At 67.0% G+C, this 22,023-nt stretch carries 22 protein-coding genes and 1 tRNA gene; 7 read left to right on the top strand and 16 right to left on the bottom strand.

All coding sequences use genetic code 11. The features are described from left to right. Positions 1 to 17 precede the first annotated feature (17 nt). Entirely contained in the window at positions 18 to 908 is an 891-nt protein-coding gene (locus tag V6M56_RS22145) for a metallophosphoesterase (RefSeq protein WP_442881211.1), read from the top strand. Between the two features lie 149 nt (positions 909 to 1,057). Here V6M56_RS22145 and V6M56_RS22140 read toward each other — a convergent pair whose 3' ends face one another. After that, entirely contained in the window at positions 1,058 to 1,624 is a 567-nt protein-coding gene (locus tag V6M56_RS22140) for a L,D-transpeptidase (protein WP_332687139.1), read from the bottom strand. A 290-nt stretch (positions 1,625 to 1,914) separates the two neighbouring features. Between V6M56_RS22140 and V6M56_RS22135 the strand changes: the two genes are divergently transcribed. Beyond that, positions 1,915 to 2,844 (top strand): histone deacetylase family protein, encoded by a 930-nt coding sequence (locus V6M56_RS22135; RefSeq protein WP_332687137.1) that lies wholly within the window; start codon positions 1,915 to 1,917, stop codon positions 2,842 to 2,844. A gap of 206 nt (positions 2,845 to 3,050) precedes the next feature. Continuing rightward, positions 3,051 to 3,126 (top strand) — tRNA-Lys (locus V6M56_RS22130). Positions 3,127 to 3,311: 185 nt separating this feature from the next. Here V6M56_RS22130 and V6M56_RS22125 read toward each other — a convergent pair. After that, a complete protein-coding gene (locus V6M56_RS22125) occupies positions 3,312 to 3,518 on the bottom strand; it encodes an Lrp/AsnC ligand binding domain-containing protein (protein WP_332687135.1) in 207 nt (68 codons plus the stop codon). Here V6M56_RS22125 and V6M56_RS22120 point away from each other — a divergent pair. Together V6M56_RS22120 and V6M56_RS22115 are read left to right on the top strand one after the other, a co-directional pair. Then, positions 3,517 to 3,999: an aminotransferase class IV gene (locus V6M56_RS22120; protein WP_332687133.1), complete on the top strand. Its 483-nt coding sequence runs from the start codon at positions 3,517 to 3,519 to the stop codon at positions 3,997 to 3,999. The genes V6M56_RS22125 and V6M56_RS22120 overlap by 2 nt on opposite strands. Positions 4,000 to 4,216: 217 nt before the next feature. Further along, entirely contained in the window at positions 4,217 to 4,966 is a 750-nt protein-coding gene (locus tag V6M56_RS22115; RefSeq protein WP_332687131.1) for an SDR family oxidoreductase, read from the top strand. Between the two features lie 203 nt (positions 4,967 to 5,169). Here V6M56_RS22115 and V6M56_RS22110 read toward each other — a convergent pair whose 3' ends face one another. The 9 genes from V6M56_RS22110 to soxY form a co-directional block, all read right to left on the bottom strand. Next, positions 5,170 to 5,556: a c-type cytochrome gene (locus tag V6M56_RS22110; RefSeq protein ID WP_332687130.1), complete on the bottom strand. Its 387-nt coding sequence runs from the start codon at positions 5,554 to 5,556 to the stop codon at positions 5,170 to 5,172. Between the two features lie 96 nt (positions 5,557 to 5,652). Continuing rightward, the gene (locus V6M56_RS22105) at positions 5,653 to 6,930 is read right to left on the bottom strand and encodes an FCSD flavin-binding domain-containing protein (protein WP_332687127.1); all 1,278 of its coding nucleotides are present in this window, start codon (positions 6,928 to 6,930) and stop codon (positions 5,653 to 5,655) included. A 69-nt stretch (positions 6,931 to 6,999) separates the two neighbouring features. Further along, entirely contained in the window at positions 7,000 to 7,524 is a 525-nt protein-coding gene (locus tag V6M56_RS22100; RefSeq protein ID WP_332687125.1) for a DsrE family protein, read from the bottom strand. Between the two features lie 87 nt (positions 7,525 to 7,611). Continuing rightward, positions 7,612 to 7,941 (bottom strand): c-type cytochrome, encoded by a 330-nt coding sequence (locus tag V6M56_RS22095; protein ID WP_332687123.1) that lies wholly within the window; start codon positions 7,939 to 7,941, stop codon positions 7,612 to 7,614. After that, positions 7,941 to 8,663, bottom strand: coding sequence for a c-type cytochrome (locus V6M56_RS22090; protein WP_332687121.1), 723 nt, complete (start codon positions 8,661 to 8,663; stop codon positions 7,941 to 7,943). Before V6M56_RS22090 ends, V6M56_RS22095 begins: the two co-directional genes overlap by 1 nt. Next, positions 8,647 to 9,924 carry a sulfite dehydrogenase gene (gene soxC / locus V6M56_RS22085; protein WP_332687119.1) on the bottom strand — a complete coding sequence of 426 codons (1,278 nt, stop codon included), beginning with the start codon at positions 9,922 to 9,924 and terminating at the stop codon, positions 8,647 to 8,649. The genes V6M56_RS22090 and soxC overlap by 17 nt, the downstream gene beginning before the upstream one ends. A gap of 45 nt (positions 9,925 to 9,969) precedes the next feature. After that, positions 9,970 to 11,667, bottom strand: coding sequence for a thiosulfohydrolase SoxB (soxB, locus tag V6M56_RS22080; RefSeq protein ID WP_332687117.1), 1,698 nt, complete (start codon positions 11,665 to 11,667; stop codon positions 9,970 to 9,972). Between the two features lie 104 nt (positions 11,668 to 11,771). Further along, entirely contained in the window at positions 11,772 to 12,101 is a 330-nt protein-coding gene (soxZ, locus tag V6M56_RS22075) for a thiosulfate oxidation carrier complex protein SoxZ (RefSeq protein WP_332687115.1), read from the bottom strand. A gap of 53 nt (positions 12,102 to 12,154) precedes the next feature. Then, a complete protein-coding gene (gene soxY, locus V6M56_RS22070) occupies positions 12,155 to 12,610 on the bottom strand; it encodes a thiosulfate oxidation carrier protein SoxY (protein ID WP_332687113.1) in 456 nt (151 codons plus the stop codon). Between the two features lie 215 nt (positions 12,611 to 12,825). On the opposite strand from soxY, the gene soxA reads away from it, so the two are divergent. Both soxA and soxX read left to right on the top strand, forming a co-directional pair. Continuing rightward, positions 12,826 to 13,617 (top strand): sulfur oxidation c-type cytochrome SoxA, encoded by a 792-nt coding sequence (gene soxA / locus V6M56_RS22065; protein WP_332687147.1) that lies wholly within the window; start codon positions 12,826 to 12,828, stop codon positions 13,615 to 13,617. 13 nt (positions 13,618 to 13,630) lie between these two features. Beyond that, positions 13,631 to 14,245: a sulfur oxidation c-type cytochrome SoxX gene (gene soxX / locus V6M56_RS22060; RefSeq protein WP_332687111.1), complete on the top strand. Its 615-nt coding sequence runs from the start codon at positions 13,631 to 13,633 to the stop codon at positions 14,243 to 14,245. Positions 14,246 to 14,365: 120 nt separating this feature from the next. Here soxX and ribB read toward each other — a convergent pair whose 3' ends face one another. From ribB to V6M56_RS22035, 5 genes are all read right to left on the bottom strand, one after another. Then, a complete protein-coding gene (gene ribB, locus V6M56_RS22055; RefSeq protein WP_332687109.1) occupies positions 14,366 to 15,646 on the bottom strand; it encodes a 3,4-dihydroxy-2-butanone-4-phosphate synthase in 1,281 nt (426 codons plus the stop codon). A gap of 178 nt (positions 15,647 to 15,824) precedes the next feature. Beyond that, positions 15,825 to 16,943 (bottom strand): chorismate synthase, encoded by a 1,119-nt coding sequence (aroC, locus tag V6M56_RS22050; RefSeq protein WP_332687107.1) that lies wholly within the window; start codon positions 16,941 to 16,943, stop codon positions 15,825 to 15,827. A 32-nt stretch (positions 16,944 to 16,975) separates the two neighbouring features. Next, the gene (locus tag V6M56_RS22045; protein ID WP_332687105.1) at positions 16,976 to 17,422 is read right to left on the bottom strand and encodes a type II toxin-antitoxin system VapC family toxin; all 447 of its coding nucleotides are present in this window, start codon (positions 17,420 to 17,422) and stop codon (positions 16,976 to 16,978) included. After that, positions 17,422 to 17,664, bottom strand: a complete 243-nt coding sequence (locus V6M56_RS22040) for a type II toxin-antitoxin system Phd/YefM family antitoxin (RefSeq protein ID WP_332687103.1) — start codon at positions 17,662 to 17,664, stop codon at positions 17,422 to 17,424. Before V6M56_RS22040 ends, V6M56_RS22045 begins: the two co-directional genes overlap by 1 nt. A gap of 99 nt (positions 17,665 to 17,763) precedes the next feature. Beyond that, positions 17,764 to 21,768, bottom strand: a complete 4,005-nt coding sequence (locus V6M56_RS22035; RefSeq protein WP_332687101.1) for a Pls/PosA family non-ribosomal peptide synthetase — start codon at positions 21,766 to 21,768, stop codon at positions 17,764 to 17,766. Between the last annotated feature and the right edge of the window lie 255 nt (positions 21,769 to 22,023).

Below are 22,023 nucleotides of genomic sequence, written 5' to 3'. Positions count from 1 at the left end.
TTCTACCGAGACCCTCCATGACTGACCGGCGTAGAGTCCTTCAAACTCTCGCCGGTCTTTTTCTGTCCGCCTTCGGGCTGGGCAGCTATGCCTATGCCTGGGAACCGACCCATCAGGGCGTGACGCGCTATCGGCTGAAGCCGGCCGGCTGGCCGGGCGGCAAGACCCTGCGCCTCGCCGTGATCGCCGATCTGCATGTCGGCGGCCCGCATGTGCCGGTATCGCGGGTCCGCGAGATCGTCGACCAGACCAACCGGCTGCGGCCCGACCTCGTTCTGCTGCTCGGGGATTTCATCGCCAGCCGCGCCAAGCGGCAAGACGATCCGCTGCCTGCCGCGTGGGCTGCCGAGCTCGCCCGGCTGGAGGCCGCCAATGGCCGCTTCGCCGTGCTCGGCAACCATGACTGGTGGCATGACGACAAGGCGCAGCGGGAGTATCGCGGCCCGACCGAGGTCAGGCTCGCCCTCGAGGCGGTCGGCATCCCGGTCCTCGAGAACGATGCGCTCAGGCTCGAGACCGCCGCCGGGCCGCTCTGGATCGCCGGGCTCGGCGACCAGCAGGCTTTTTTGTGGCCGCGCCCCGGCCGCCGCCGCGGCATCGACGATCTCGCGGCGACGCTCGGCAAGGTCAGCGACGAGGCTCCCCTCATCCTGATGGCGCATGAGCCGGACATCTTCGCGCGCCTGCCCGCTCGCGTCGGCCTGATGCTCGCCGGGCATACCCATGGCGGCCAGGTCCGGATCCTCGGCTGGTCGCCGATCGTGCCCTCGCGCTATGGCAACCGCTACGCCTATGGCCATGTCGTCGAGAACGGCCGCAACCTGATCGTCTCGGCCGGGCTGGGCACGAGCAAGCTGCCGTTCAGGCTCGGCGCCCCGCCGGAGATCGTCCTGGTGGAGCTGGGCTGAAAGCGGCGCTGGAGCGCCGCCGGAAACCTGTCGTCCGGAACCCCGCCGTCATTGCGAGGAGCGATAGCGACGAACCAATCCAGGAGGGCGCGCCCTGCCGCCCCTGGATTGCTTCGCTTGCGCTCGCAATGACGAGTACGGGCGTCGCCTTACCGGACGACGACTTTGCCGCCGACCTCGGCCCTGTTGTAGAGGTCGATCGCATCGATATTGCGCATCCGGATGCAGCCCGAGGAGGCCGAGCGGCCGATCGTCTCGGGCTCGTTGGTGCCGTGGATGCGGTACAGCGTGTCCTTGCCGTTCTGATAGAGATAGAGAGCGCGCGCGCCGAGCGGGTTGTCCGGCCCGCCTTCCATGCCGCCGGCGCGCGGCGCCAGATGTGGCCAGCGCGCGATCATCTCGGCCGGCGGCGTCCAGCGCGGCCATTCCGCCTTGCGCTGCATCACCGCCGTGCCGGTCCAGCCGAAGGCCTCGTCGCCGGTGGCGACGCCGTAGCGAATCGCCTTCTTGTTGGGCAGCACGAAGTAGAGGAACTTCTCGGTGGTATTGACCACGATCGTGCCTGGCGCTTCGCCGGTCGGATCGGTGATCTCATAGGGAAGATGCGTGATCTGCGTCTCGAAATTCGGCACCAGCGCCATGTATTCGGCGTCGCGCGCCGAGAGCGAGGGCGCGTGAACCGTCTTGTATTGGCAGGCGCCCAGAAGGACGGACATGCCGAGCACAGCAACGAAAGACCGCTTCATGACTTCCACCGACTGCGCCAGGAATGGCGCCTGTTATAATGAATGAATCGTTAATATTCGATGACCCGGCAGACGCCGACCGGGTCCGGAACTGCGCCGAGATTTACGGCGCAAACAGGAGGCGCGCAACGAAGTTCCGGGTTCCGGGCGCGATTTGGCTTCTTGCTGCGTTGCAGTGACAATATGGTCACGCTCCGAACTGCATCGATCCGGCCGCAAGCCCAGCCCCCTGGCAAACCAGCCCCTGGAGAGACCCGCGCGTGACCACGCTTCTGATCAGCCATCCTTCCGGCCTGCAGCATGCGACGCCGGCCGGCCACCCCGAACGCGCCGACCGGATCCGTGCCGTCGAGCGCGCCTTGGAGGACGAGCGCTTCGCCACCCTGCAGCGCGTCACCGCCCCGCAGGGCACGATGGCGCAGGTCGAGCTCTGCCATCCGGCGGCCTATGCGCAGGCCATCGCCGCCGCCTCGCCGGAGCAGGGTCTGGTCGCGATCGACGCCGACACGACGATGTCGCCGGGCACGCTTTCAGCCGTGCTGCATGGCGTCGGCGCCGCGGTGCATGCCGTCGACGAGGTCATGACCGGCCGGGCGGCCAACGCCTTCAGCGCCATGCGCCCGCCCGGCCACCATGCCGAGACCGACCGGGCGATGGGCTTCTGCTTCTTCAACAACGCCGCCATCGCCGCCCGGCATGCGCAGCAGGCCCATGGCGCCGAGCGGGTCGCGATCCTCGACTGGGACGTGCATCACGGCAACGGCACGCAGGAAATCTTCTGGAGCGACGCCAGCGTGCTCTACGCCTCGCTTCACGAGATGCCGCTCTTTCCCGGCACCGGCGCGGCCTCCGAGCGCGGCGAGCATGGCACCATCGTCAACGCCCCCTTGCGCGCCGGCGACGGCAGCGATGTCTTCCGCGACGCCTTCGAGAGCGCGGTCCTGCCGCGCCTCGCGGCCTTCCGGCCCGATCTCGTCATCATCTCCGCCGGCTTCGACGCGCATTGGCGCGACCCGCTCGCCAACCTCAACCTGAAGGAGCCGGATTTCGCCTGGGCGACGCAGAAGCTGATGGAGCTGGCCGACCGCCATGCCGGCGGCCGCCTCGTCTCGATCCTGGAGGGCGGCTACGATCTCGAGGGCCTGTCGAAATCCGTCGCGGCGCATGTCATGGCGCTGATGCGGGGCTGAGGCGAGTTGGCGGCTCCGCTGAACATCGCCATGCGCCGGCCGGCTGCTGCCGGGCGCAGCGGCGCGCCCGCAAGCCTTCTCCCCGGCGCCCGCACCGCCCGTGCAGATTTCTGTCGCAGACGGGTGGACAGGGCCGGGGGCGTTTGCTACATCGCCGGCCTGCCTGGACGCGCTCCGCGCCTCCAGGCAACGTCTTCGTGGCGTATGGGTGATTAGCTCAGTTGGTAGAGCAGCTGACTCTTAATCAGCGGGTCGAAGGTTCGAGCCCTTCATCACCCACCACGGAACTCCTTGAAATCGCTGCGGTTTGACATTCGGGGCGGGCCGCGCCCGGAATAATCCTCGGCCGGCCGGGTGCGTGTCGCGGACAAGGGCGCAGTGCGCGCGGTTACGAGCGGCGCGCCATGGCGGGAATCGAAGGCGGCGAGGCCGATTGCCGGCGCATGGCAGCGGTGGCAGAGGCCAACTCACTTATCGCGTGAAATCTCGCGCAAGGCGAAGCGCGACCGCACCCGCTTCACGCCGGGCAACTGCGTCAGATGCCGATTGCTGAGCTGCTCGAAGGCCGCGAGGCTTTCGGTGAAGATCTCGAGCATGTAGTCCCAGCCGCCGGAGGTCACATAGCACCGTGCCACCTCGGGGATCGTCGCCACCATCTTCTCGAACTCGTCCATGGCATGGGCCGCGGTCGCCAGCCTGCTCGCGACGGAGGAGGCCAAGGCGCTCGGCCACACCCAGGTGCTATGGCTCGATTCCGTCGAGCGGCGCTTCATCGAGGAAGTCGGCACGATGAACGTCATGCTCCGGATCGGTGATGAGATCGTGACCCCGCCGCTGAGCGATTCGATCCTTCCCGGCGTGACCCGCCTGACGGCTCTCGCTCTGCTGCGGGAATGGGGCGAGCGCGTCAGCGAGCACCCGGTCGACATCAACGATGTCATCGCCGGAGTTGAGAGCGGCGCCATCCAGGAGATCTGGGGCCTCGGCACTGCAGCCGTCGTCTCGCCGATCGGATCGCTGACCTATCGCGGCAGGACGCTGGCGATCGGCGACGGCAAGACCGGCCCGACGACGCCGCGGCTCTATCGCGCCATCACCAGGTTGCACACCCAGCCGGGCCCGGACCCTTATGGTTGGCGCGTCGACGTGCATTGACGATAAGGGCCTCCGCGCCTGGGGAGATGTCTAGAGCCGGATGACTTCAGCTGGAACCACGCCGTCATCCTGGGCGAAGCGCAGCTTCGTCCCGGGATCCATCATCGAGCGTCGTCGATCCCTATGATGGATCCCGGAGTTGCGCCGCTTCGCGGCTTGTCCAGGATGACGCCGCGGTTCCCAAGCAAAATCATCAGACTCTAGCGGGAGGCCTGGAATGACGAAGCTGGCGGGCAGGACGGCTCTGGTGACCGGAGCCGGCAAGGGTCTCGGGCTCGAAATCGCGCGCGGCCTGGCCGAGAACGGCGCTCATGTCGTCCTGCACGGGCGCAGGCCGGACGAACTCGACGAGGCAAAGCGCGCTCTCGACGCCGGCGGCGCCAGCACCTCGGTGCTCGTGGCGGACCTGGCGGACGAAGCGGCAACCGCCGACGCCTGCCGGGCGCTCGTCGCCAGCAGGGGCGGCATCGACTTTCTCGTCAACAACGCGGGCACGCGCGACCGCCGCCCCCTCGACGCGCTGAACCGCAGCGCCTTCAGGGCGCTGCTGGAGGTCAATCTCGTGGCGCCCTTCGATCTCGTGCGCCAGCTCTCGCCCCACATGCCGGATGGCGGGCGCATCGTGAACATCACCTCGATCGCCGGTTCGATCGCTCGGGCGGGCGATGCAGGCTATATCGCCACCAAGGGCGGGCTGGAGGCGCTGACGCGCGCGCTCGCCGCCGAATTGGGCCATCGCGGGATCACCGTCAACGCCGTCGCGCCGGGCTTCTTCGCCACCGATGCAAACGCCGCCATGGTGGCAGACCGCGCCATCGCCGACCATCTTTCGCGCCGCACCTCCCTGGGCCGCTGGGGCGTGCCGACAGAACTGGTCGGCGCGGTCGTTTTCCTGTGCTCGCCCGAGGCCTCCTTCATCACCGGCGTCACGCTGCCTGTCGACGGCGGCTACCTGGCCCATTTCTAGAGCCTGCCGTTTTTCGGCGGGACCACCCCGTCATCCCAACGGCCTTCGCGGTTGACCGGTGCGGCACCCTCCCCGTCATTGCGAGCGCAGCGAAGCAATCCGGGGGGCGTCGAGCGAGCCCTTCTGGATTGCTTCGCTTACGCTCGCAATGACCGCTGCTTCCGAGGGAAAGCAGCAGGCTCCAGGAGGAGACGTGTCCCGCCTCAGAGTTTCTTGCCGTCCTTGCCGAACTGCTTGAGGAAAGCGGTCAGGTCGGCGATCTCCTTCTCGTTCTTGATGCCGGCGAAGACCATCTTGGTTCCCGGAATCTTCGCCTTCGGATCCTTGATGTATTCGGCGAAGACGGCCTCGTCCCAGGTGATGTCGGCGCCCTTGTTGGCGGCCGAGTAGCTGTAGCCATCCACCGCGCCGGTATGGCGGCCGAACAGGCCGTTCAGATTCGGGCCGACGCCGTTCCTGGCGGTCTCGCCGACCTGATGGCAGGCGCGGCACTTGTTGAAGGAACGCTCGCCTGCGGCGATGTCCTGGGCGTTCGCCGAGGTGGCGGCGAGTGCCGCGGCGATCAGGGTGGCGCTGGTCAGAAGTCGCATGCGTGGTCCTCGCTGCTGGCGTGACTGGTACAAGGAGGCCGCGCCCGGCGCGGCCCGGTGGTCGGCGCCGCGCGGGAGGCGGCGCAGGGTGATCCGTCAGCTGAACATGTCGGCGGTGATCCCGGCATACCAGCCCATGTTCTCCGCCTGGTTCTCCTTGCGCAACGCGTCGCTCTCGTCGGGCTGGGAGATGAAGGTCTCGGTCGCGGCGATCTTGCCGTCCCTGGGCTCGTAGCGGCCGCCGACCTTGATGGCGTCGTCGGTGTCGACCATCGACCAGCAGGTGTTGATGTAGCGCGCCGGGAAGGTGCGGGCATTGGTCAGTTCGCCGCGGATCACCATGGCGGCGACCTTGGCCTGGCTATTGGCGGAGAAGGCCGATTTCGGCATTTCGCCGGCGATGCAGGCATCGCCGAGCACGAAGATGTCGGCGTCCGCCGTGGATTTCATCGTCGCGGGGTCGATGGTGCAGTAGCCGCCCTCGGGCGCCAGCCCCGAGATGCGGGCGATCTCGCCGGCCATCTGCGCCGGAATGACGTTGACGAAGGCGCAGTTCTTGTAGGTCTCGAAGCCGGTGACGACGGTATTGGTCTTCGGATCGACCGATCTCACGCCGTCATGGACCTTCGGACCGAGCCACTCGATCATCGAGCCATAGCGTTTCTCCCAGTCGGCCTGGAAGACGCCCTGCTTGGAGAACGATGTCTTCGGATCGAGGATGATGATCTTGGCATTGCTCTTGCCGGTTTTCTTCAGCACATGCGCGAACATCGAGGCCCGCTCGTAAGGGCCGGGCGGGCAGCGATAGGGATTCGGAGGGGTGATCATCAGGATGGTGCCGCCATCGGGCACCGCGTCGAGCTTCTGCTTGATCAGCTGCGTCTGATGCCCGGGCTTCCAGCCATGCGGCATCTGCTCCTCGGCCTCCTGCGACCAGCCGGGCACGGAATCGTATTTCAGGTCGATCCCGGGCGAGACGACCAGGCGGTCATAGGGCAGGCGCTGTCCGCTCGAGAGCACGACTTCCTTCTTGTCGCGGTCGATCCGGGTCGCCCGGGCCCGCGCAAGCGTGATGCCGTGGTTCTTCGCCAGGGCGTCGTAGCGATGGACGATTTCCTCATACTTCTTGAAGCCGCCGACATAGAGGTTGGAGTGGAAGCAGGTCTGGTAGGTCTCGTTCTCCTCGACCAGCGTCACGGCGATGGCGCCCTGGCTGTCCTTGGCGATGTATCGCGCCGCCGTCGCGCCGCCGGCGCCGCCGCCGATCACCACCACGCGCGGTTTGGCCTGGCCGAGGACGGCAGGAGCTCCGAGCCCCAGCGTGCCGGCTGCCGACAAGCCCGTCAGGACGAAGGAACGGCGATCGATCTGCATGTCTCTCTCCCGATTTTCATTCGCGATCTTCCTGGCCGGGTCCCCTTGGCCTCTTGGCCTCTTGCGGGCCTATCCGACCTTCAGATAGGCGAAGCCCTTCGCCTGCAGCGCCGCGACGGTGGCGACGCCGGAGGGCACGAAGCTGACGAATTCGGCCTCGCGCACCTTCGCCTTGTCGAGCTTGAGGCGGCTGAAGGTGATCTCGCAAAGATGGACCTTCAGGCCGTTCTTGGCGACGTCGTCGATCTGCCTGGCGATGTCGGGCGGAATCGTCTCGTCCTTCCAGGGCGTGCCGGCAAGCTCGTCGAGGAAGAATTTGACGCTGGGACCATGCGCCACCAGCGCGATCTGCAGCGCGAACGGATCGGCGCCATAGGCCGAGTAGTGGTTGGAGATGTTGGTCAGGGTCTGCGCGAAGCGCGCCGGAGCGCCATAGTCGCAGTGATAGACGCAGGCGACATCGGCCTCCTTCTTGAGGTCCGCCAGCTTGAGCTCGCGCGGTGCTGCCGCAACGGGTGCAGCGACCGTGACCAAGCTCGCCGCGGCGGCCAGCATCAGCGTCCGCCGCGACGCGTCTTCCGATGGCAACGTCATGTCGGCCGCTCCTTTATCTCGGGGTCTCGTATTTCGCGAAGGCGTCTTGGTTTCGTGAGGGCGTCTTGGTTCCGTGAATATCCTGGCTCAGCGGCTCGGCTTGAGGCTCTCGTAATAGGCCGCCAGCGCCTGCAGTTCTTCCGGCGTCAGCCGTCCGGCGATGGTCTGCATGACGTGATTGCCGCGCTGCTTGTCCCGGTAGGCGACCATCAACGCGACGAACTGCCCCGCCGGATGCCCGATGATCGCTGGAATGCCGCCGACCTGCCGGCCGCTGGTCTGGTGGCAGCTCGTGCATTCGGAGGAGAGATGCTCCCCGAGCGCCTTGTCTCCGGCGGCGCTGGCCGGCCCCGCCGCGAACGCCATGGTGGCCGCGGCGAGGCTGAACCAGGCGGGTGCCGGAAAGGCGCTCGCCATCAGTCGACCTTCGGCGCCGATTTCGAATCCGGCGTGACGTCCAGGACGGCCGCGCGCCCGGTGATCTTCACCTCCGTCTTGCAATCCTTCATGCAGGGCTCCTTGCCCCAGAACGCCTTCTCGGTGGTCTCGCGATCATCGTCGTAGAATGCGGCAGCGTTAGGCAACTTCACCGAGGTGAAGTTCTTGTCCGACAATTCGAACGCCTCGTCCTTCACGATGTCGTTCAGGTAGAGCAGATAGGCCGTCAGGGCGTAGGTCTCGTCGGCGCTCAGCGACTGGGCGTTGCCATAGGGCATGGCGCGCCGGATGTAGTCGTAGACCGTCGAGAGATCGGGCCAGAACGAGCCGATGGTCTTCTCGGGCCGGTCGGCCTTGAGCGAGCCCTGGCCGCCGGCCAGCACCGGCCAGCGACCATTGCCCTGGCCGAATTCGCCATGGCAGGCCGCGCATTGCGCCTGGAAGATCTCGTCGCCCTGCTTGACCGTGCCCTTGCCGGGCGGCAGCCCCTTGCCATCGGGCCGGATGGCGATGTCCCAGGCCTTGATCTCCTCGGGCAGGGCCGGGCGGCCGAGGCCGAGCTTCGCGTGGACGTCGGTCGTCGCCGCTTGCTGCGGCTTGGCTGGCGCCTGCTTCGCGGTCTGGGCGATCAGCGGGCCGGCGCCGATCACGACGAGACCGGCCAAGCCTGCCAGGAGAACGGGCTTAAGCGATCTCGACATTCTCGGTCTCCCCGTTCGGCCGGACCTGCCAGGTCTGGATGCCGTTATTATGGTAGATGGAATTGACGCCGCGGACCTTGCGCAGTTCCCCCTTTGTGGGCTGGACATAGCCGGTCGAATCGATGGCACGGGACTGGATCAAGAGCTCCTGCCCTGCCCAGTCGAAATCGACATAGAAGCGCGTCAGCGACTTTTCGAGGACGGGCCCGTCGATCCTGGCCGATTGCCAGTTTTTGCCGCCGTCGAGCGTGACGTCGACCCGGCTGATCGTGCCGCGCCCCGACCAGGCGAGGCCCGACAGGACATTGCGGCCCTTGTGCTTCAGCGGTGCCTGCGGCGAGGGATTGGTCACCACCGACTTGGCGTCCATGATGAAGGTGTAGCGCCGCGAGCGGCCATCGGCGAGCAGGTCGGTGTATTTCGAGGTTTCCTCGCGAGCCTGCCAGGGCATGTCGCCGGCCTCGATCCGGCGCAGCCATTTCACCCAGATATTGCCTTCCCAGCCGGGCACGACGGCGCGCAGCGGATAGCCCTGCTCGGGCCGCAGCGCCTCGCCATTCATCGCGAAGGCGATCAGCACGTCGTCGAGCGCCTTCATCACCGGCAGCGAGCGGTTCATGCCCGAGGAATCGGCGCCTTCCAGCATCAGCCATTTGGCGTTGGCTTTCAGCCCGGCCTCGGCCAGCAGCAGCTTCAGCGGCACGCCGGTATACATGACGTTGTGGACCATGCCGTGGGTGAACTGGCAGCCATTCAGCTGCGCGCCGCGCCATTCCATGCCGGAATTGGCGGCGCATTCGAGGAAGTGGATATGGTTCTGGCGCGGCATGCGCTTGAGGTCTTCCATGGTGAAGACCAGAGGTTTTTCGACCAGGCCGTGGATCATCAGCCGGTGATTGGCCGGATCGATATCGGCGATGCCGCCATGATGGCGCTCGAAGCACAGCCCCGAGGGCGTGATGATGCCGTCGAGCTCATGCAGCGGCGTGAAATTCACCGAGGATTCGGGCGATGCCGTCAGCCAGGAGACGTCGCGCCGGACGATGTGCTTCTCGAAGCGCGAGGGCGTGCCATAGGGTCGCTTGTCGACACCTTCGCCGAGATAGCGGTTCCAGTCCTGGACCTCGGTGATCAGCGGATCGGGCGCAGGCGCCTCGGCGCGCAGCGGCAGGGTCGTGGCGGCGAGGCCCGCGCCGGCGACACCGGCCGCGCCGAGGAAGCGGCGGCGGCTGAGAGGCCCGGCCTGGTTTTCAGAGCTCATCGGCATTCGTCCTAGTGGTAATCTGCAAGCGGGCCGGGCGTCGCGTCACGCTCCGGTGACCTTCACGGCATCGTTCTGCTTGATGGAAACCGTCTTCGCCGCGGCGACGTGGTCGCGCACCACGTCCCAGATCGGCGGGCCTTGCGTGCCTTCGTTGACGCTCGCCCAGCCGGAAACCACGTATTTCTTGGTCGCCTCGATCGGCTGGCCGGATTTCAGATGCGTGAGGCCCGAGATGCGGCTGCCCATCGGCTTGCCGACATCGATGGCGTAGCCCATGCCGCCGACCCGGACCATGTCGCCACCGCCCTGGAAATAGGGATCCGGGTGGAAGATGTTGTCGGCGACGTCCTCGAGGATGTCCTTGAGCTGGGCGCCGGTCATCTCGTTGCGGTAGCAGTTCGGATAGGTGATCGCGGTGGCGTTGGTGATCGCCTCCCAGGTGATCGCGTCGCCCGGCAGCAAGGTGCCGCCCCAGCGGAAGCCGGGCGAGAGCGCGATCTCGGCGTCACGCTGGCTCAGCATCGCGTCGCAGATCAGGTCGTCGAAGGTGCCGTTGAAGTTGCCGCGCCGATAGAGCAGCGAGTCGGTGCGGCCGATCTCCTTCGCCAGATCGGCGGCGAAGGGCTCCCTGACCTTCCTGACCAGCGCCGCCATCTCGGCATCGGGCGCTATCGCGTCGGAGAAGACCGGCATCAGCTTGAAGCGGATGTCGGAGACCTTGCCGTCCCTGGTCGCGATGTCGAGCCGCGACAGGAACTTGCCGTGCGAGCCGGAGGCGACGAGCACCGTTTCGCCGACGCGGATCATGCCCGGCATCGCGTCATGGGTATGGGCGGTCAGGATGATGTCGAGGCCCTCGACCCGCGAGGCCAGCTTCTTGTCGACGTCGAAACCGTCATGGGAGAGCAGGACGACGACGGCGGCGCCCTCGGCCCGCGCTTCCTCGACCTGCTTCTGGATCTCCTCCTCGCGGATGCCGAACTCCCAGTTCGGGAACATCCAGCGCGGATTGGCGACGGCGGTGCGCGGCAGGGCCTGGCCGATCACGGCGACCTTGACGCCACCCCTCTCGAAGACCTTGCGGGGCGGGAAGACCGGCTCGTTCCACTCGGTGTCGCGGATGTTCTGGGCGAGGAAGGCGAAGGAGGCGCTGTCCGCGATCTCCTTCACCCGGTCGGCGCCGAGGGTGAATTCCCAATGCCCGACCATGGCGTCGGTCTTCAGCGCCGACATGACATCGACCATGTCCTGGCCCTTGGTCTGGAGCGACGACCAGCTGCCCTGCCAGGTGTCGCCGCCATCGAGCAGCAGGACCTTGTCGTCGCCGCGCTCGGCCCGGATCGCCTTGACCAGCGTCGCGATGCGGTCGATGCCGCCCATCCTGCCATAGGTCCTGGCCAGCGCGGTGAAGTCGTCCGCCGTCAGCGCGAAGGCGTCGGCCGAGCCGTTGGCGATCTTGAAATGCGCGCGGAACTCCGCATCGACGAGATGAGGCGGCTGGCCCCTGGCCGGGCCGACGCCGAGATTGACCGACGGCTCGCGGAAATGCAGCGGCATCAGCTGGGCATGGATGTCGGTGACATAAAGCAGCGTCACCGTGCCCAGCGGATCGAAGCGCAGGATGTCGGCCTGCGAGAGCTTCTGCTGGGCCGCAGCCCGCCCGAGCGGGCCGAGGCCGGAGGCCGTGGCGATCGTCGCCGCAGCCGCTGTGGCCTGAAGGAATTCGCGTCGTGAGACCATGCTTCGCCCTCTGAGCGAACGCGCGCGCGTCGCCCATGCGCGATGTCCAGCGACATCGCGCCTTAAGTGATCAGGTGGTGGCCGGCGCTGCGGCCGGCAGCGGCTCAGCCGACCGTGAGCTTGTTCTTCGCGGTGTATTCGGAGCCGTCATCATCCTTCCAGGTGAAGGTGAACTCGCCCGATTCCGCCGCCTTGAAGAAGAAGGACTGGTAGGGATTGGCCGAAATCGCCGGGTGCCAGTCGGCCGAGAAGACCGGCTTGCCGTTGAAGCTGGCGCTGAACTTGTTGAGGATCTTGCGCGGGATCGTCTTGCCTTGCGCATCCTTGCGCTGACCCGATTCCATCTCGTGCGAGATCAGCGTCTTGATCTCGATCAGTTCGCCGGCGGCGGCCTTGGCCGGCACGCGCACGCGCGGGGTTGGCTTGGTCGTCATGGGAGCATCCTCACCTTGAAGCGTCTTTTCTCGTCGAACCGGCGGGGCTGACCTCAGCCGCCGCAGCCGCCGATCGTGACCTTGATGTTGGCCTTGGCCATGTGCAGCGAGCCGTTCGACATCTCGGCGACGCAGACGATGTTCTGCGTCTGGGCGAGGCGCATGCGGGTCGCGGCCGAGGCTTTTCCGCTGGCCGGCGTGAAGGTGTAGCTGACGATGCCGGGCTGCGGATTGCCGTCGGCGTAGATGTGCACCGACTTGACGAAGTCGGCGTCGGTCATCGGGCTCTCGACCTCGATATTGACCGGCACGACCAGGCCGTTCTCGGCGATCTCCGGCACGTCGAGCTTGATCTTGCCCTGCGCCATCGGCTTGTCGCCATAGAGCTTCTTGATCTCGGCCATCACCATCGTCTCGTCGGCGAAGGCGAGGCGCGAGCCCAGCACGCCGGCAAAGGCGGCGAAGGCGCCGGCCGTGATCGTGCTGCGGCGGGTAAGCCCTGAAGACATCGGATTTCCTCCTTCGAAATGTTCTTGTTTCGCTCTTGACGGCAAGCCTGCGTCGCGATCATTCTCACGTATCGTGATATTGTTTTCTATGAATGTAAAGTCCCTCCACCAGAGTGGGACACACAGCCAAGGTCGCAAGACAGCGGCCGCATGAGGAAACGAAAGGGCATGGGATGAAGCTCCCCACCATCGGGGCGGCCGTACTGGCCGCCGCCATGACGCTGGCCGCCGGCCACCTGACCGCGCAGTCGCCGCCGCAGGACGATAGCGAGAAGGAAATCGAGCGCTACCGCCAGATGCTGTCGGACCCGTTCTCGAATCCCGGATTCCTCGCGGTCGACCGCGGCGAGGTGCTCTGGGCCGAGAAGCGCGGCACCAGGAATGCCTCGCTCGAGGCCTGCGATCTCGGCGAGGGGCCGGGCAAGCTCGAGGGGGCCTTTGCCAGGCTGCCGCGCTATTTCGCCGACGCCGACCGCGTCATGGACACCGAGCAGCGCCTGCTCTGGTGCATGGACAAGCTCCAGGGGCTCGATACCAAGGAGGTGGTCGCCCGCCGCTTCTCCGGGCCTGGCCGCGCTTCCGACCTCCAGGACCTGACCGCCTTCATCTCCAACAAGTCGAGCGGCATGAAGCTCGAGCCGCAGCTCAAGCACGCCAAGGAGCTGGAGATGGCGGCGGTCGGCGAGGAGCTGTTCTTCCGCCGCGGCGGCGTGATGGATTTCTCCTGCGCCACCTGCCATGCCGAAGAGGGCAAGCGCATCCGCCTGCAGGGCCTGCCGAACCTCGCCACGCCAGGGCCGGCGGCGCAGCAGACGATGGCGTCCTGGCCGACCTACCGCGTCTCGCAAAGCGCGGTGCGGACCATGCAGCACCGGCTCTGGGACTGCTATCGCCAGCAGCGCTGGCCCGTGCCCGAATTCGGCTCTGATGCCCTGACCGCGCTGACCGTCTTCCTGAACAAGCAGGCGGCGGGCGGCGAGATCAATGTGCCTTCGATCAAGCGCTGAGAGGACGGGAACGATGACCAGAACCGCTTTCGTCACCGCGGCCTGCGCTGCGCTCCTGCTCGGCAGCGCGGCCGTCGCGCAGCAGAAGCCGAGCCAGGCCACCGTCGAGGCCTATGTGAAATCGACCTTTGGCAAGGCCTCGCCCGAATGGCAGGCGCGCATCACGCCGGACGAGTCGCTGGCCGCCTGCAATATCCAGCGCAACAATGTCTCGTCGGCCGATTCCGACGCGATCATCAAGCGCGAGCTCGCCAGGGTGTCCTATCCGGCCGACGGCAAGCTGCTCGGCGACTGGAAGAAGGGCTACAAGGTAGCCAATAACGGGCGCGGCGGCCAGTTCTCGGATGCGCCGGGCACGGTCTCCGGCGGCAACTGCTTCGCCTGCCACCAGCTCGATCCGAAGGAGGTCAGCTATGGCACGCTCGGCCCGAGTCTGGCGGCCTATGGCAAGGATCGCAAATACGATCCCGCCGCGATGAAGGACGCCTACACCAAGATCTACAACTCGATGGCGGTGGTGCCCTGCTCCAACATGCCGCGCTTCGGCACCAACAAGGTGCTCGACGAGCAGCAGATCAAGGACGTCATGGCCTATCTGTTCGATCCGGAATCGCCGGTGAACAAATAGGCCCTTCGCTCGCCCCGGCCCGGATCGGGCCGGGGTCGCGACCGGGCAAGCGGGACAGCACCCTCAAACTGCACTGATGACGCCGTAAATTCGCGGCCGGGCGCCGCGCGAGGCCGTCTCTCACTCCAGCGGCTCGGTTTCCGCGATCTCGATGCCGAAGCCGCTCAGCCCGACGAAGGCGCGGGTCGACGAAGCCAGGTTGACGATCGAGGCGACGCCGAGATCGCGCAGGATCTGGGCGCCCAGCCCGATCTCGCGCCATTGCTGGAAGCGCACCGCATCCGAGCCCTCCTCGACGCTCTTGATCGGCACCCCGGCCGAGCCGTCGCGCAGATAGACCAGCACGCCCCGCCCCTCCTTCTGGAAGCGGCGCAGCGCGCACTGGATCGACGAGGCGCCGCCGAGCACATCGGCGACGACATTGGCGCGATGCAGCCGCGCCGGCACCTTCTCGCCATCGCCGAGCTTGCCCATGACGAAGGCGAAGTGCTGGGTGTCGTCGAAGGGGGTGACATAGACATGGCCGGTCATCTCGCCGAACTCGGTCTTGACCGGGAAGGAATGGACACGCTCGACCAGCTTCTCGCGCGCCTGGCGATAGGCGATCAGGTCTGCGACGGTAATCTGCTTGAGATTATGCTTCTGGGCGAAGGCGGTGATCTGCGCGCCCTTCATCACCGTGCCGTCATCGTTCGCCAGCTCGCAGATCACGCCGACCTGCGGCAGGTCGGCGAGCTTGCACAGGTCGACGGCGGCCTCTGTATGGCCGGAGCGCATCAGCACGCCGCCATCCTTGGCGATCAGCGGGAAGACATGGCCCGGGCGGACGAAATCGGCGGCGCCCATATTGCCGTTGGCGAGCGCCCTCACCGTATTGGTGCGCTGCTCGGCCGAGATGCCGGTGGTCAGCCCGTGCTTGACGTCGACCGTGATGGTGAAGGCCGTGCCGAGCGGCGCGTCGTTGGAGGAGACCATCGGGTCGAGCCGCAGCCGGCGCGCCTCCTCGCCGGTCAGCGGCGCGCAGACGATGCCGCAGGTGTTGCGGATGATGAAGGCCATCTTCTCCGGCGTGCACAGCGAGGCGGCGATGATCAGATCGCCCTCGTTCTCGCGGTCGTCGTCATCGGTGACGATGACGATCTCGCCGCGCGCGAAGGCTTCGATGGCATCAGTGACATTGCTCTGGGTCATGGCGGCCTCGCGCGGGCCCTGCAGGCCCAGGAAATCATTCGGGGTAACGGCGCCGCCGGTCGCGGCAGCGATGCGCTCGGCGCTCTCGCGCGAGATCCAGGCCTCCGGATCGTTGCAGAGCGCGGTCACGCTCGCGGGTGACAGGCCGGCCTGGCGCGCAAAGGCGCTGCGGCCGGTCTTCTGCTGCTGGAGCCAGGCGTCGAGTTTCATCCGGGCAAGCTAATACGCCGGCGCTTCAACCGCAATGAAGGAGTCAAAAGTTTTCAGTGATACTGAAATAAATCATCACCGTCATGCTCGGGCTTGACCCGAGCATCTCGGAAACCAGCTAGCTGGTCATGAGATTCTCGGGTCTGCGCTACGCTTCGCCCGAGAATGACGCGTGTCCTCACCCCCCGAACGGCCAGCGCGGCTCGATCACGCCGACTTGCGCCCGGTGGCGCAGATACTGGTCGGCCAGCACGCAGGCGACCATCGCCTCGCCGACCGGCACGGCGCGGATGCCGACGCAGGGGTCGTGGCGGCCCTTGGTGAACATCTCGGTCTCGCCGCCGGTGCGGTTCACCGTGGCGCGGGGCGACAGGATCGAGGAGGTCGGCTTCACCGCGAAGCGCGCCACCACCGGCTGTCCGGTCGCGATGCCGCCGAGAATGCCGCCGGCATGGTTGGAGAGGAACAGCGGCCGGCCATCATTGCCGGCGCGCATCTCGTCGGCATTGTCCTCGCCGGAGAGCTCGGCCGCGGCAAAACCCTCGCCGATCTCGACGCCCTTGACCGCGTTGATGCTCATCAGCGCCGCCGCGATCTCGGCGTCGAGCTTGCCGTAGATCGGCGCACCCAGGCCCGCCGGCACGCCCTCGGCGACGATCTCCAGCACGGCGCCGATCGAGGAGCCGGATTTGCGGATGCCGTCGAGATAATCGGCGAACAGGGCTGCCGCCTTGGCATCCGGGCAGAAGAACGGATTGCGGGCGACCTCGTCCCAGTCCCAGTTGTCGCGGTCGATCCTGTGCGGCCCCATCTGCACCAGGGCGCCGCGTACCGTCATGCCGGGCACGACCTTGCGCGCGATCGCGCCGGCCGCGACCCGCATCGCCGTCTCGCGCGCCGAGGACCGGCCGCCGCCGCGATAGTCGCGGATGCCGTATTTCACGTCATAGGTGAAATCGGCATGGCCCGGCCGGTACTTGTCCTTGATCTCGGAATAGTCCTTCGAGCGCTGGTCGACATTGTCGATCATCAGCCCGATCGAGGTGCCGGTGGTGACCTGCTCGCCGCTTTTTTCGTCGGTGAAGACGCCGGAGACGATGCGGACCTCGTCCGGCTCCTGGCGCTGCGTGGTGTAGCGCGACTGGCCCGGCCGGCGCCGATCGAGCTCGAGCTGGATCTCCTCCTCGGTGATCGGGATCAGCGGCGGGCAGCCGTCGACGACGCAGCCGATGGCCGGGCCATGGCTCTCGCCGAAGGTGGTGACGCGGAAGAGGTGACCGAATGTGTTGTGCGACATGGGAGCCCGATGAATGCGGAGGCGCTGGCTTCTTACCGGGTTTCCGGCAGCGGCGGCAGCCCCTGAAACGGATCGAGCACCCGAACACCCAAAGGCTCGAAATGCCGCAGGTTTCTGGTCAGCACGGTCAAGCCATGCGCCTCGGCCGTCGCAGCGATGGCGATGTCTTCGAAGCCGGGCCGATGAGCCCGCGCCTGGTCGAGCAGGCGTCCTGCGACATGCGCACAGCGCAGATCAAAGGCCAGAACCTTCATCGCGTAGAAGTGCTCGACCGCCTGCCACCACTCGGCAAGCATGCCCGCTTTGGCCCCGGCGCCCTCCCGTTCGACCTTCGCGACACCGGCTGCCACCTCGGCCGCCGTGATCACGGAGAGGAACAGATGAGGGCTCGCCCGGTCGAGCCAGGCGGCCAGTTCTCCCACGCGCGCCCGATTGGAAGGGGCGAGCGCCGAGATCACATTGGTGTCGAGCAGGAACATCAGAGATCGACGGGCCGGCGCAACTCCCTGCTTCGCTGGGGAATATCCTCCGCCTCAGCCGGAAAGGCGGCGAGCAGGCGCCCGAGGCTCGGAGCGCGCGCGAGCCGCTCGTAATCCTCGAATGATAGGATGACTGCATCCTTGCGGCCATGGCGCGTGATGATCGACGGCGTCCCGCTGACCGCCTGATCCACCACCGCCGACAACGTCGCCTTCGCGTCCTTGAGCTGGATCTCCCGCATCGCCACCCCCAATATGACCACTCTGGTTATTTATTGTCGGCATGGACCGGAAGCAATGGGCCAGCCGGGTCGGTTGGGCGATTTGTCAGTCGCTCGAACTCAATGCGCCGGCGCCGGCACTGCCGGCGCGCCTTCCCAGCGCGTGTTCGCCGGGATGTTCTCGCCCTTCATGATCACGGTGAGCAGGCCGATCTGGGCATAGTCGCCGACATGGGTGTCGTAGAGCACGGTCGCGCCGGCGCCGACGCAGACGCCCTTGCCGAGATGGACCCGCCCGACCTTCATCACCCGGTCCTCATAGAGATGGGTCTGCAGCGCCGAATGGGCGTTGACGGTGCAGAAATCGCCGACCTTGATGCAGTCGAACTCGGTGATGTCGGTCGAATCGAGCCAGACGCCCTGGCCGTATTGCGCGCCGAACAGGCGCAGGAACCAGGGCAGGAACGGCGTGCCGCGCAGATAGTCGAACAGCACCTTGCCGCCGAGCCCCCAATAGAGCACCGAGACCGCTTCTGTGCGCATCGCCCAGAACGACCACATCGGCTTCATCACCGGCTTGTAGACGCCCATCAGCAACCATTTCATCAAGGCGCAGATCAGCGCCTGGGTGATGGCGATGACGACCGCGCAGCCCATGAAGGCCAGCGCCAGCCCGGTCCAGTCGCGGTCGAAGATCTTCTGCTGCAGTGCGAGGTCGACGGCGATGGTGCCGAAGGTGATGAACAGCATCGCCGGGAAGGAGGTGTGCAGCGCCTCGAAGCCGGCGCGCGCCAGCTTCTTGCCGAGCGAGGGCTTGTAGGTCCAGTCGGCGCCGAGATCGACCTTCTGGCGCGTCGGCAGCTTGATCGGCGGCGAGCCGAACCAGGTGTCGCCGGGCGACATGAGCTCGTTGGCCGGCGGCTTCGACTTGATGCCGATCAGCACCTTGTCGGGGATGACGGCGCCGGGCGGCACCACCGCGTCGTTGCCGACGAAGACCTGGTCGCCGGTCCGCGTCAGGTCGAGACGCATATAGCCGCGGCGCAGATCCTCGTCGCCGAAGATCACCTCGTCGGCGATGAAATTGCCGGCGCCGATGCCGGTGATGTCGTAGCGGCCGGAGAGATTGGTCGAGATCTCGGAGCCCTGGCCGATGCCGGCGCCCATCAGCCTGTACCAGAAGCGCATATAGATCGTGGCGAACAGCGAGGAGAGCGTCTCCAGCGTCACCTCCGTCGCCAGCGCCACCGTCCATTTGCGGGCGTAGAAGGCCGAGTGGATCGAATAGGAGCCGGAGCTGACGCGCGGCAGGATCACCCAGCGCAGCGCGATGATCAGGAAGACCGTGATCGAGATCAGGCCGATCGCCGTCGGCCAGGTCAGGATCGGCAGGTACCAGAGATAGCTGAGCTCGGACCAGGTCGCGATCCAGTTGTCAATCCTGTCGAACAGCCAGAAGGCCGGGAAGATCGGCAAAAGGCTGATCGGCGGCAGCACGATCAGCATCAGGACGTAGAAGGCCGTCATCGCAGCGCGGCGGCGCGGGCTCGCCTGCGCCTGTTCCGGCAGCGCCGCGACATCGACGGTGCCGGTCCGGCGCGCCGGCGAGCCGTCCCAGATCTCGGCCTCGCCGATCTTCATTCCGGGCGCGATCGCCGTCAGGTCGCCGATCTCGGCATGGTCGCCGACGGCGCAGTCATGGCCGAAGACCACCGAGGAGCCGGCATAGACGTCCTTGCCGAGCGTGATCCGCCCGATCACCAGATTGGCGCCGATCGCCTCGGCATTGGCGAAGGTGGTCTTCGAGCCGAGCGTCGTATGGTCGCCGATCTCGATCAGGTCGACCGCGCCGGCCTCGTAGTCGGAGATGATGACGTCGCGCCCGACTCTGGCGCCGAGCAGGCGCCAGTAGCAGCGCATCACCGGCGTGCCCTGGAGCCATTTGATGTGGACGAGCCCGGCGATGCGCGAGGCGAACCACCAGCGGAAATAATAGACGCCCCAGAGCGGGTAGACGCCCGGCCTGGTGCGGCCGAGCACCAGCCATTTCAGCCCGATCGAGAGGAAGCCGGTGACGATGGTGATCGCGACATAGATGCCGAGCAGCGCGAAGACCTGGCCGGCGAGCGAGAGCTCCTCGCCCGAGAGCAGCATGTAGCTGACGAAGATGCCGAGCCATTGCGCCGTCGACAGGCTGATGATGATCGGCAGCGCCAGCGCCTGCGCCAGCCCGCAGAGGAAGCGGCGCAGCAAGGGCGGCGGCGTGAAGGAGAGGTCGAGCGTCGCCTGCGCCCCGCGGCCGTCGAGCAGCGCCGCCATCGCCCGCAGGGTGCGCGCGCCATAGACGTCCTGCAAGGTGATGCCGGCCAGCGCCGGCGTCTCGCGCACGATCGAGATGAAACGCGCCGCCAACAGCGAATGGCCGCCGAGATCGACGAAGAAGTCCGCCTCCAGCGGCAGCGCCTGGGCGCCGAGCACGCGCGTGGCGGCGTCGAGCAGTGCGGCCTCCGTGGCGTTGCGCGGCGGTTCCTGCTCGCCGCTCGCCGCCGGCGCGGTCAGCGGCGCCGCCTTCAGCATCTTGCGGTCGACCTTGCCGGAGACCATGCGCGGCAGCGAGCCGACCGGCTCGAAATGCGCCGGGATCATGTAGGGCGGCAGCTTCTCGCGCAGCGAGGCGCGCAGCACCGCGCCCTCGAACTGCACGCCGGGCTCGCCGACCAGGAAGGCGACCAGCCGCTCGATGCCATCGTCGGTCCGCAGCACCACCGCGGCCTGGCCGATGCCGGCCTCGTCCGACAGCGCCGTCTCGATCTCGCCGAGCTCGACGCGGAAGCCGCGGATCTTGACCTGGTCGTCGATGCGGCCGTGGAAGGCGATGTTGCCGGCCGCGTCCAGGCTGACGGCGTCGCCGGAGCGATAGAGCACTGGATCGTCGCTGCCGCCGAACGGGTTGACGATGAACTTCTCGGCGGTCAGCTCGGGCCTTAAGTGATAACCCTTGGCGACGCCGGGCCCGCCGATCAGCAACTCGCCCTGCTGGCCGACGCCGGTCGGCTTCATCTCCTCGTCGACGATATAGGCGGTGTAGTTCGGGATCGGCCGGCCGATGGTCACGCTCTCGCCGGGCTCCACCTCGGCCGCGGTCGCGACCACCGTCGCCTCGGTCGGCCCATAGGTGTTGAGGATGCGCCGGCCCGGCTTCGACCATTTCTGCACGATCGCCGGCGGCAGCGCCTCGCCGCCGAGCAGGATCAGCTTCAGCGACGGGATGTCGGCCGGCAGGATGCCGAGCAGCGTCGGCACCGTGTCGATCACCGTGACGCCCGCCTCGCTCAGCAGCGCCGGCAGCTTCTCGGCATCGCCCATCATCTCCGGCGAGGCGACGAACAGGCTCGCCCCGACGAGATAGGGCGTCCAGATCTCTTCCATGGAGAGATCGAAGGCGACCGAGGCGCCCTGGAAGACGATATCCTCCGGACCCATGCCGTAGAGCGCGTTCCCCGCGCGCAGGAAATGGCAGATATTGCGATGGCTGATGACGATCGCCTTGGGCACGCCCGTCGAGCCCGAGGTGTAGATCAGATAGGCGGGGTGGTCCGGCGTCAGCCCGGCCGGGCGGGCCGGCGGCAGGGTGCCGTCGCTCAGCCCGGCGAGCTCCTGCGGCGACCAGACGGTGCGGTTCGTCGCCGCCGCCCGCGCCTTCCAGCCGGTCTGCGTCACCAGCCCCTTGGCGCTGGCATCGTCGAGGCAGGTCGCGATGCGCTCGACCGGCGCCTCGGCATCGAAGGGCAGCCAGGCGGCGCCGGAAAGCGTGATCGCGATCTGCGCCACCAAGAGCTCGATGCCGCGCGGCATCCACAGCCCGACCATGTCGCCGGGGCCGATGCCGGCAAGCGCCAGCCCACGCGCCTGCGCCTGCGCCTCTGCCCACACCTGCGCATAGCTGAGCTTGAGCGTACCGGCGATCATCGCCGGATGGTCGGGACGGCTTGCGACGGTCGCGGCAAAAATCTCCGCCAGGACCTCGTCGCGGATCAGGTCGGGCCGCTTCTCGCCCGCCAGCATGGCGAGCGGCGCCACACCCCTGTCGGGATCGCCGGCCGAAATTGCGCTGAACTCGTTCATCCTGCCCCGCAGCGGCAACCGCCGGCGCCGTGCGGTCGGGCCCCGGAAAACCCGCTGCGCATCCCGGCCTCCGGCGGCAAAGCCGCACCTTCACCATGCCGGTGCGGACGGAAATCCCCTCCGCGCCCGCGCCGACCAGACCCTTGACCGTGCAGACCCTTGACGGTGAACGCCGCAGCCGCGCGGCTACCCGTCTGGCGTAACTGCTCAGATTGCGATGAATGCCCCATGAACGCCGGCGGGACAAGCCGCGAT

The sequence above is a fragment of the Allobosea sp. genome, assembly GCF_036675845.1.
Classification (GTDB): Bacteria; Pseudomonadota; Alphaproteobacteria; order Rhizobiales; family Beijerinckiaceae; genus Allobosea.
The sequence above is the reverse complement of the archived record's forward strand: the minus strand, read 5'-3'. Positions and strand labels throughout refer to the sequence as shown.

Coding starts and splice junctions, on each gene's coding strand:
- V6M56_RS22105 (WP_332687127.1), bottom strand. CDS start 6,930: ATGCAGATCGATCGCCGTTCCTTCGTCCTGACGGGCTTGTCGGCAGCC.
- V6M56_RS22045 (WP_332687105.1), bottom strand. CDS start 17,422: ATGTTCCTGCTCGACACCAATGTGATCTCGGCGCTCGCCCCTTCCAAT.
- soxY (WP_332687113.1), bottom strand. CDS start 12,610: ATGTCTTCAGGGCTTACCCGCCGCAGCACGATCACGGCCGGCGCCTTC.
- V6M56_RS22110 (WP_332687130.1), bottom strand. CDS start 5,556: ATGCGACTTCTGACCAGCGCCACCCTGATCGCCGCGGCACTCGCCGCC.
- V6M56_RS22145 (WP_442881211.1), top strand. CDS start 18: ATGACTGACCGGCGTAGAGTCCTTCAAACTCTCGCCGGTCTTTTTCTG.
- soxB (WP_332687117.1), bottom strand. CDS start 11,667: ATGGTCTCACGACGCGAATTCCTTCAGGCCACAGCGGCTGCGGCGACG.
- V6M56_RS22100 (WP_332687125.1), bottom strand. CDS start 7,524: ATGACGTTGCCATCGGAAGACGCGTCGCGGCGGACGCTGATGCTGGCC.
- V6M56_RS22115 (WP_332687131.1), top strand. CDS start 4,217: ATGACGAAGCTGGCGGGCAGGACGGCTCTGGTGACCGGAGCCGGCAAG.
- V6M56_RS22125 (WP_332687135.1), bottom strand. CDS start 3,518: ATGGACGAGTTCGAGAAGATGGTGGCGACGATCCCCGAGGTGGCACGG.
- V6M56_RS22090 (WP_332687121.1), bottom strand. CDS start 8,663: ATGTCGAGATCGCTTAAGCCCGTTCTCCTGGCAGGCTTGGCCGGTCTC.
- V6M56_RS22140 (WP_332687139.1), bottom strand. CDS start 1,624: ATGTCCGTCCTTCTGGGCGCCTGCCAATACAAGACGGTTCACGCGCCC.
- ribB (WP_332687109.1), bottom strand. CDS start 15,646: ATGAAACTCGACGCCTGGCTCCAGCAGCAGAAGACCGGCCGCAGCGCC.
- V6M56_RS22095 (WP_332687123.1), bottom strand. CDS start 7,941: ATGGCGAGCGCCTTTCCGGCACCCGCCTGGTTCAGCCTCGCCGCGGCC.
- soxX (WP_332687111.1), top strand. CDS start 13,631: ATGACCAGAACCGCTTTCGTCACCGCGGCCTGCGCTGCGCTCCTGCTC.
- soxA (WP_332687147.1), top strand. CDS start 12,826: ATGACGCTGGCCGCCGGCCACCTGACCGCGCAGTCGCCGCCGCAGGAC.
- soxZ (WP_332687115.1), bottom strand. CDS start 12,101: ATGACGACCAAGCCAACCCCGCGCGTGCGCGTGCCGGCCAAGGCCGCC.
- aroC (WP_332687107.1), bottom strand. CDS start 16,943: ATGTCGCACAACACATTCGGTCACCTCTTCCGCGTCACCACCTTCGGC.
- V6M56_RS22120 (WP_332687133.1), top strand. CDS start 3,517: ATGGCATGGGCCGCGGTCGCCAGCCTGCTCGCGACGGAGGAGGCCAAG.
- V6M56_RS22040 (WP_332687103.1), bottom strand. CDS start 17,664: ATGCGGGAGATCCAGCTCAAGGACGCGAAGGCGACGTTGTCGGCGGTG.
- V6M56_RS22035 (WP_332687101.1), bottom strand. CDS start 21,768: ATGAACGAGTTCAGCGCAATTTCGGCCGGCGATCCCGACAGGGGTGTG.
- soxC (WP_332687119.1), bottom strand. CDS start 9,924: ATGAGCTCTGAAAACCAGGCCGGGCCTCTCAGCCGCCGCCGCTTCCTC.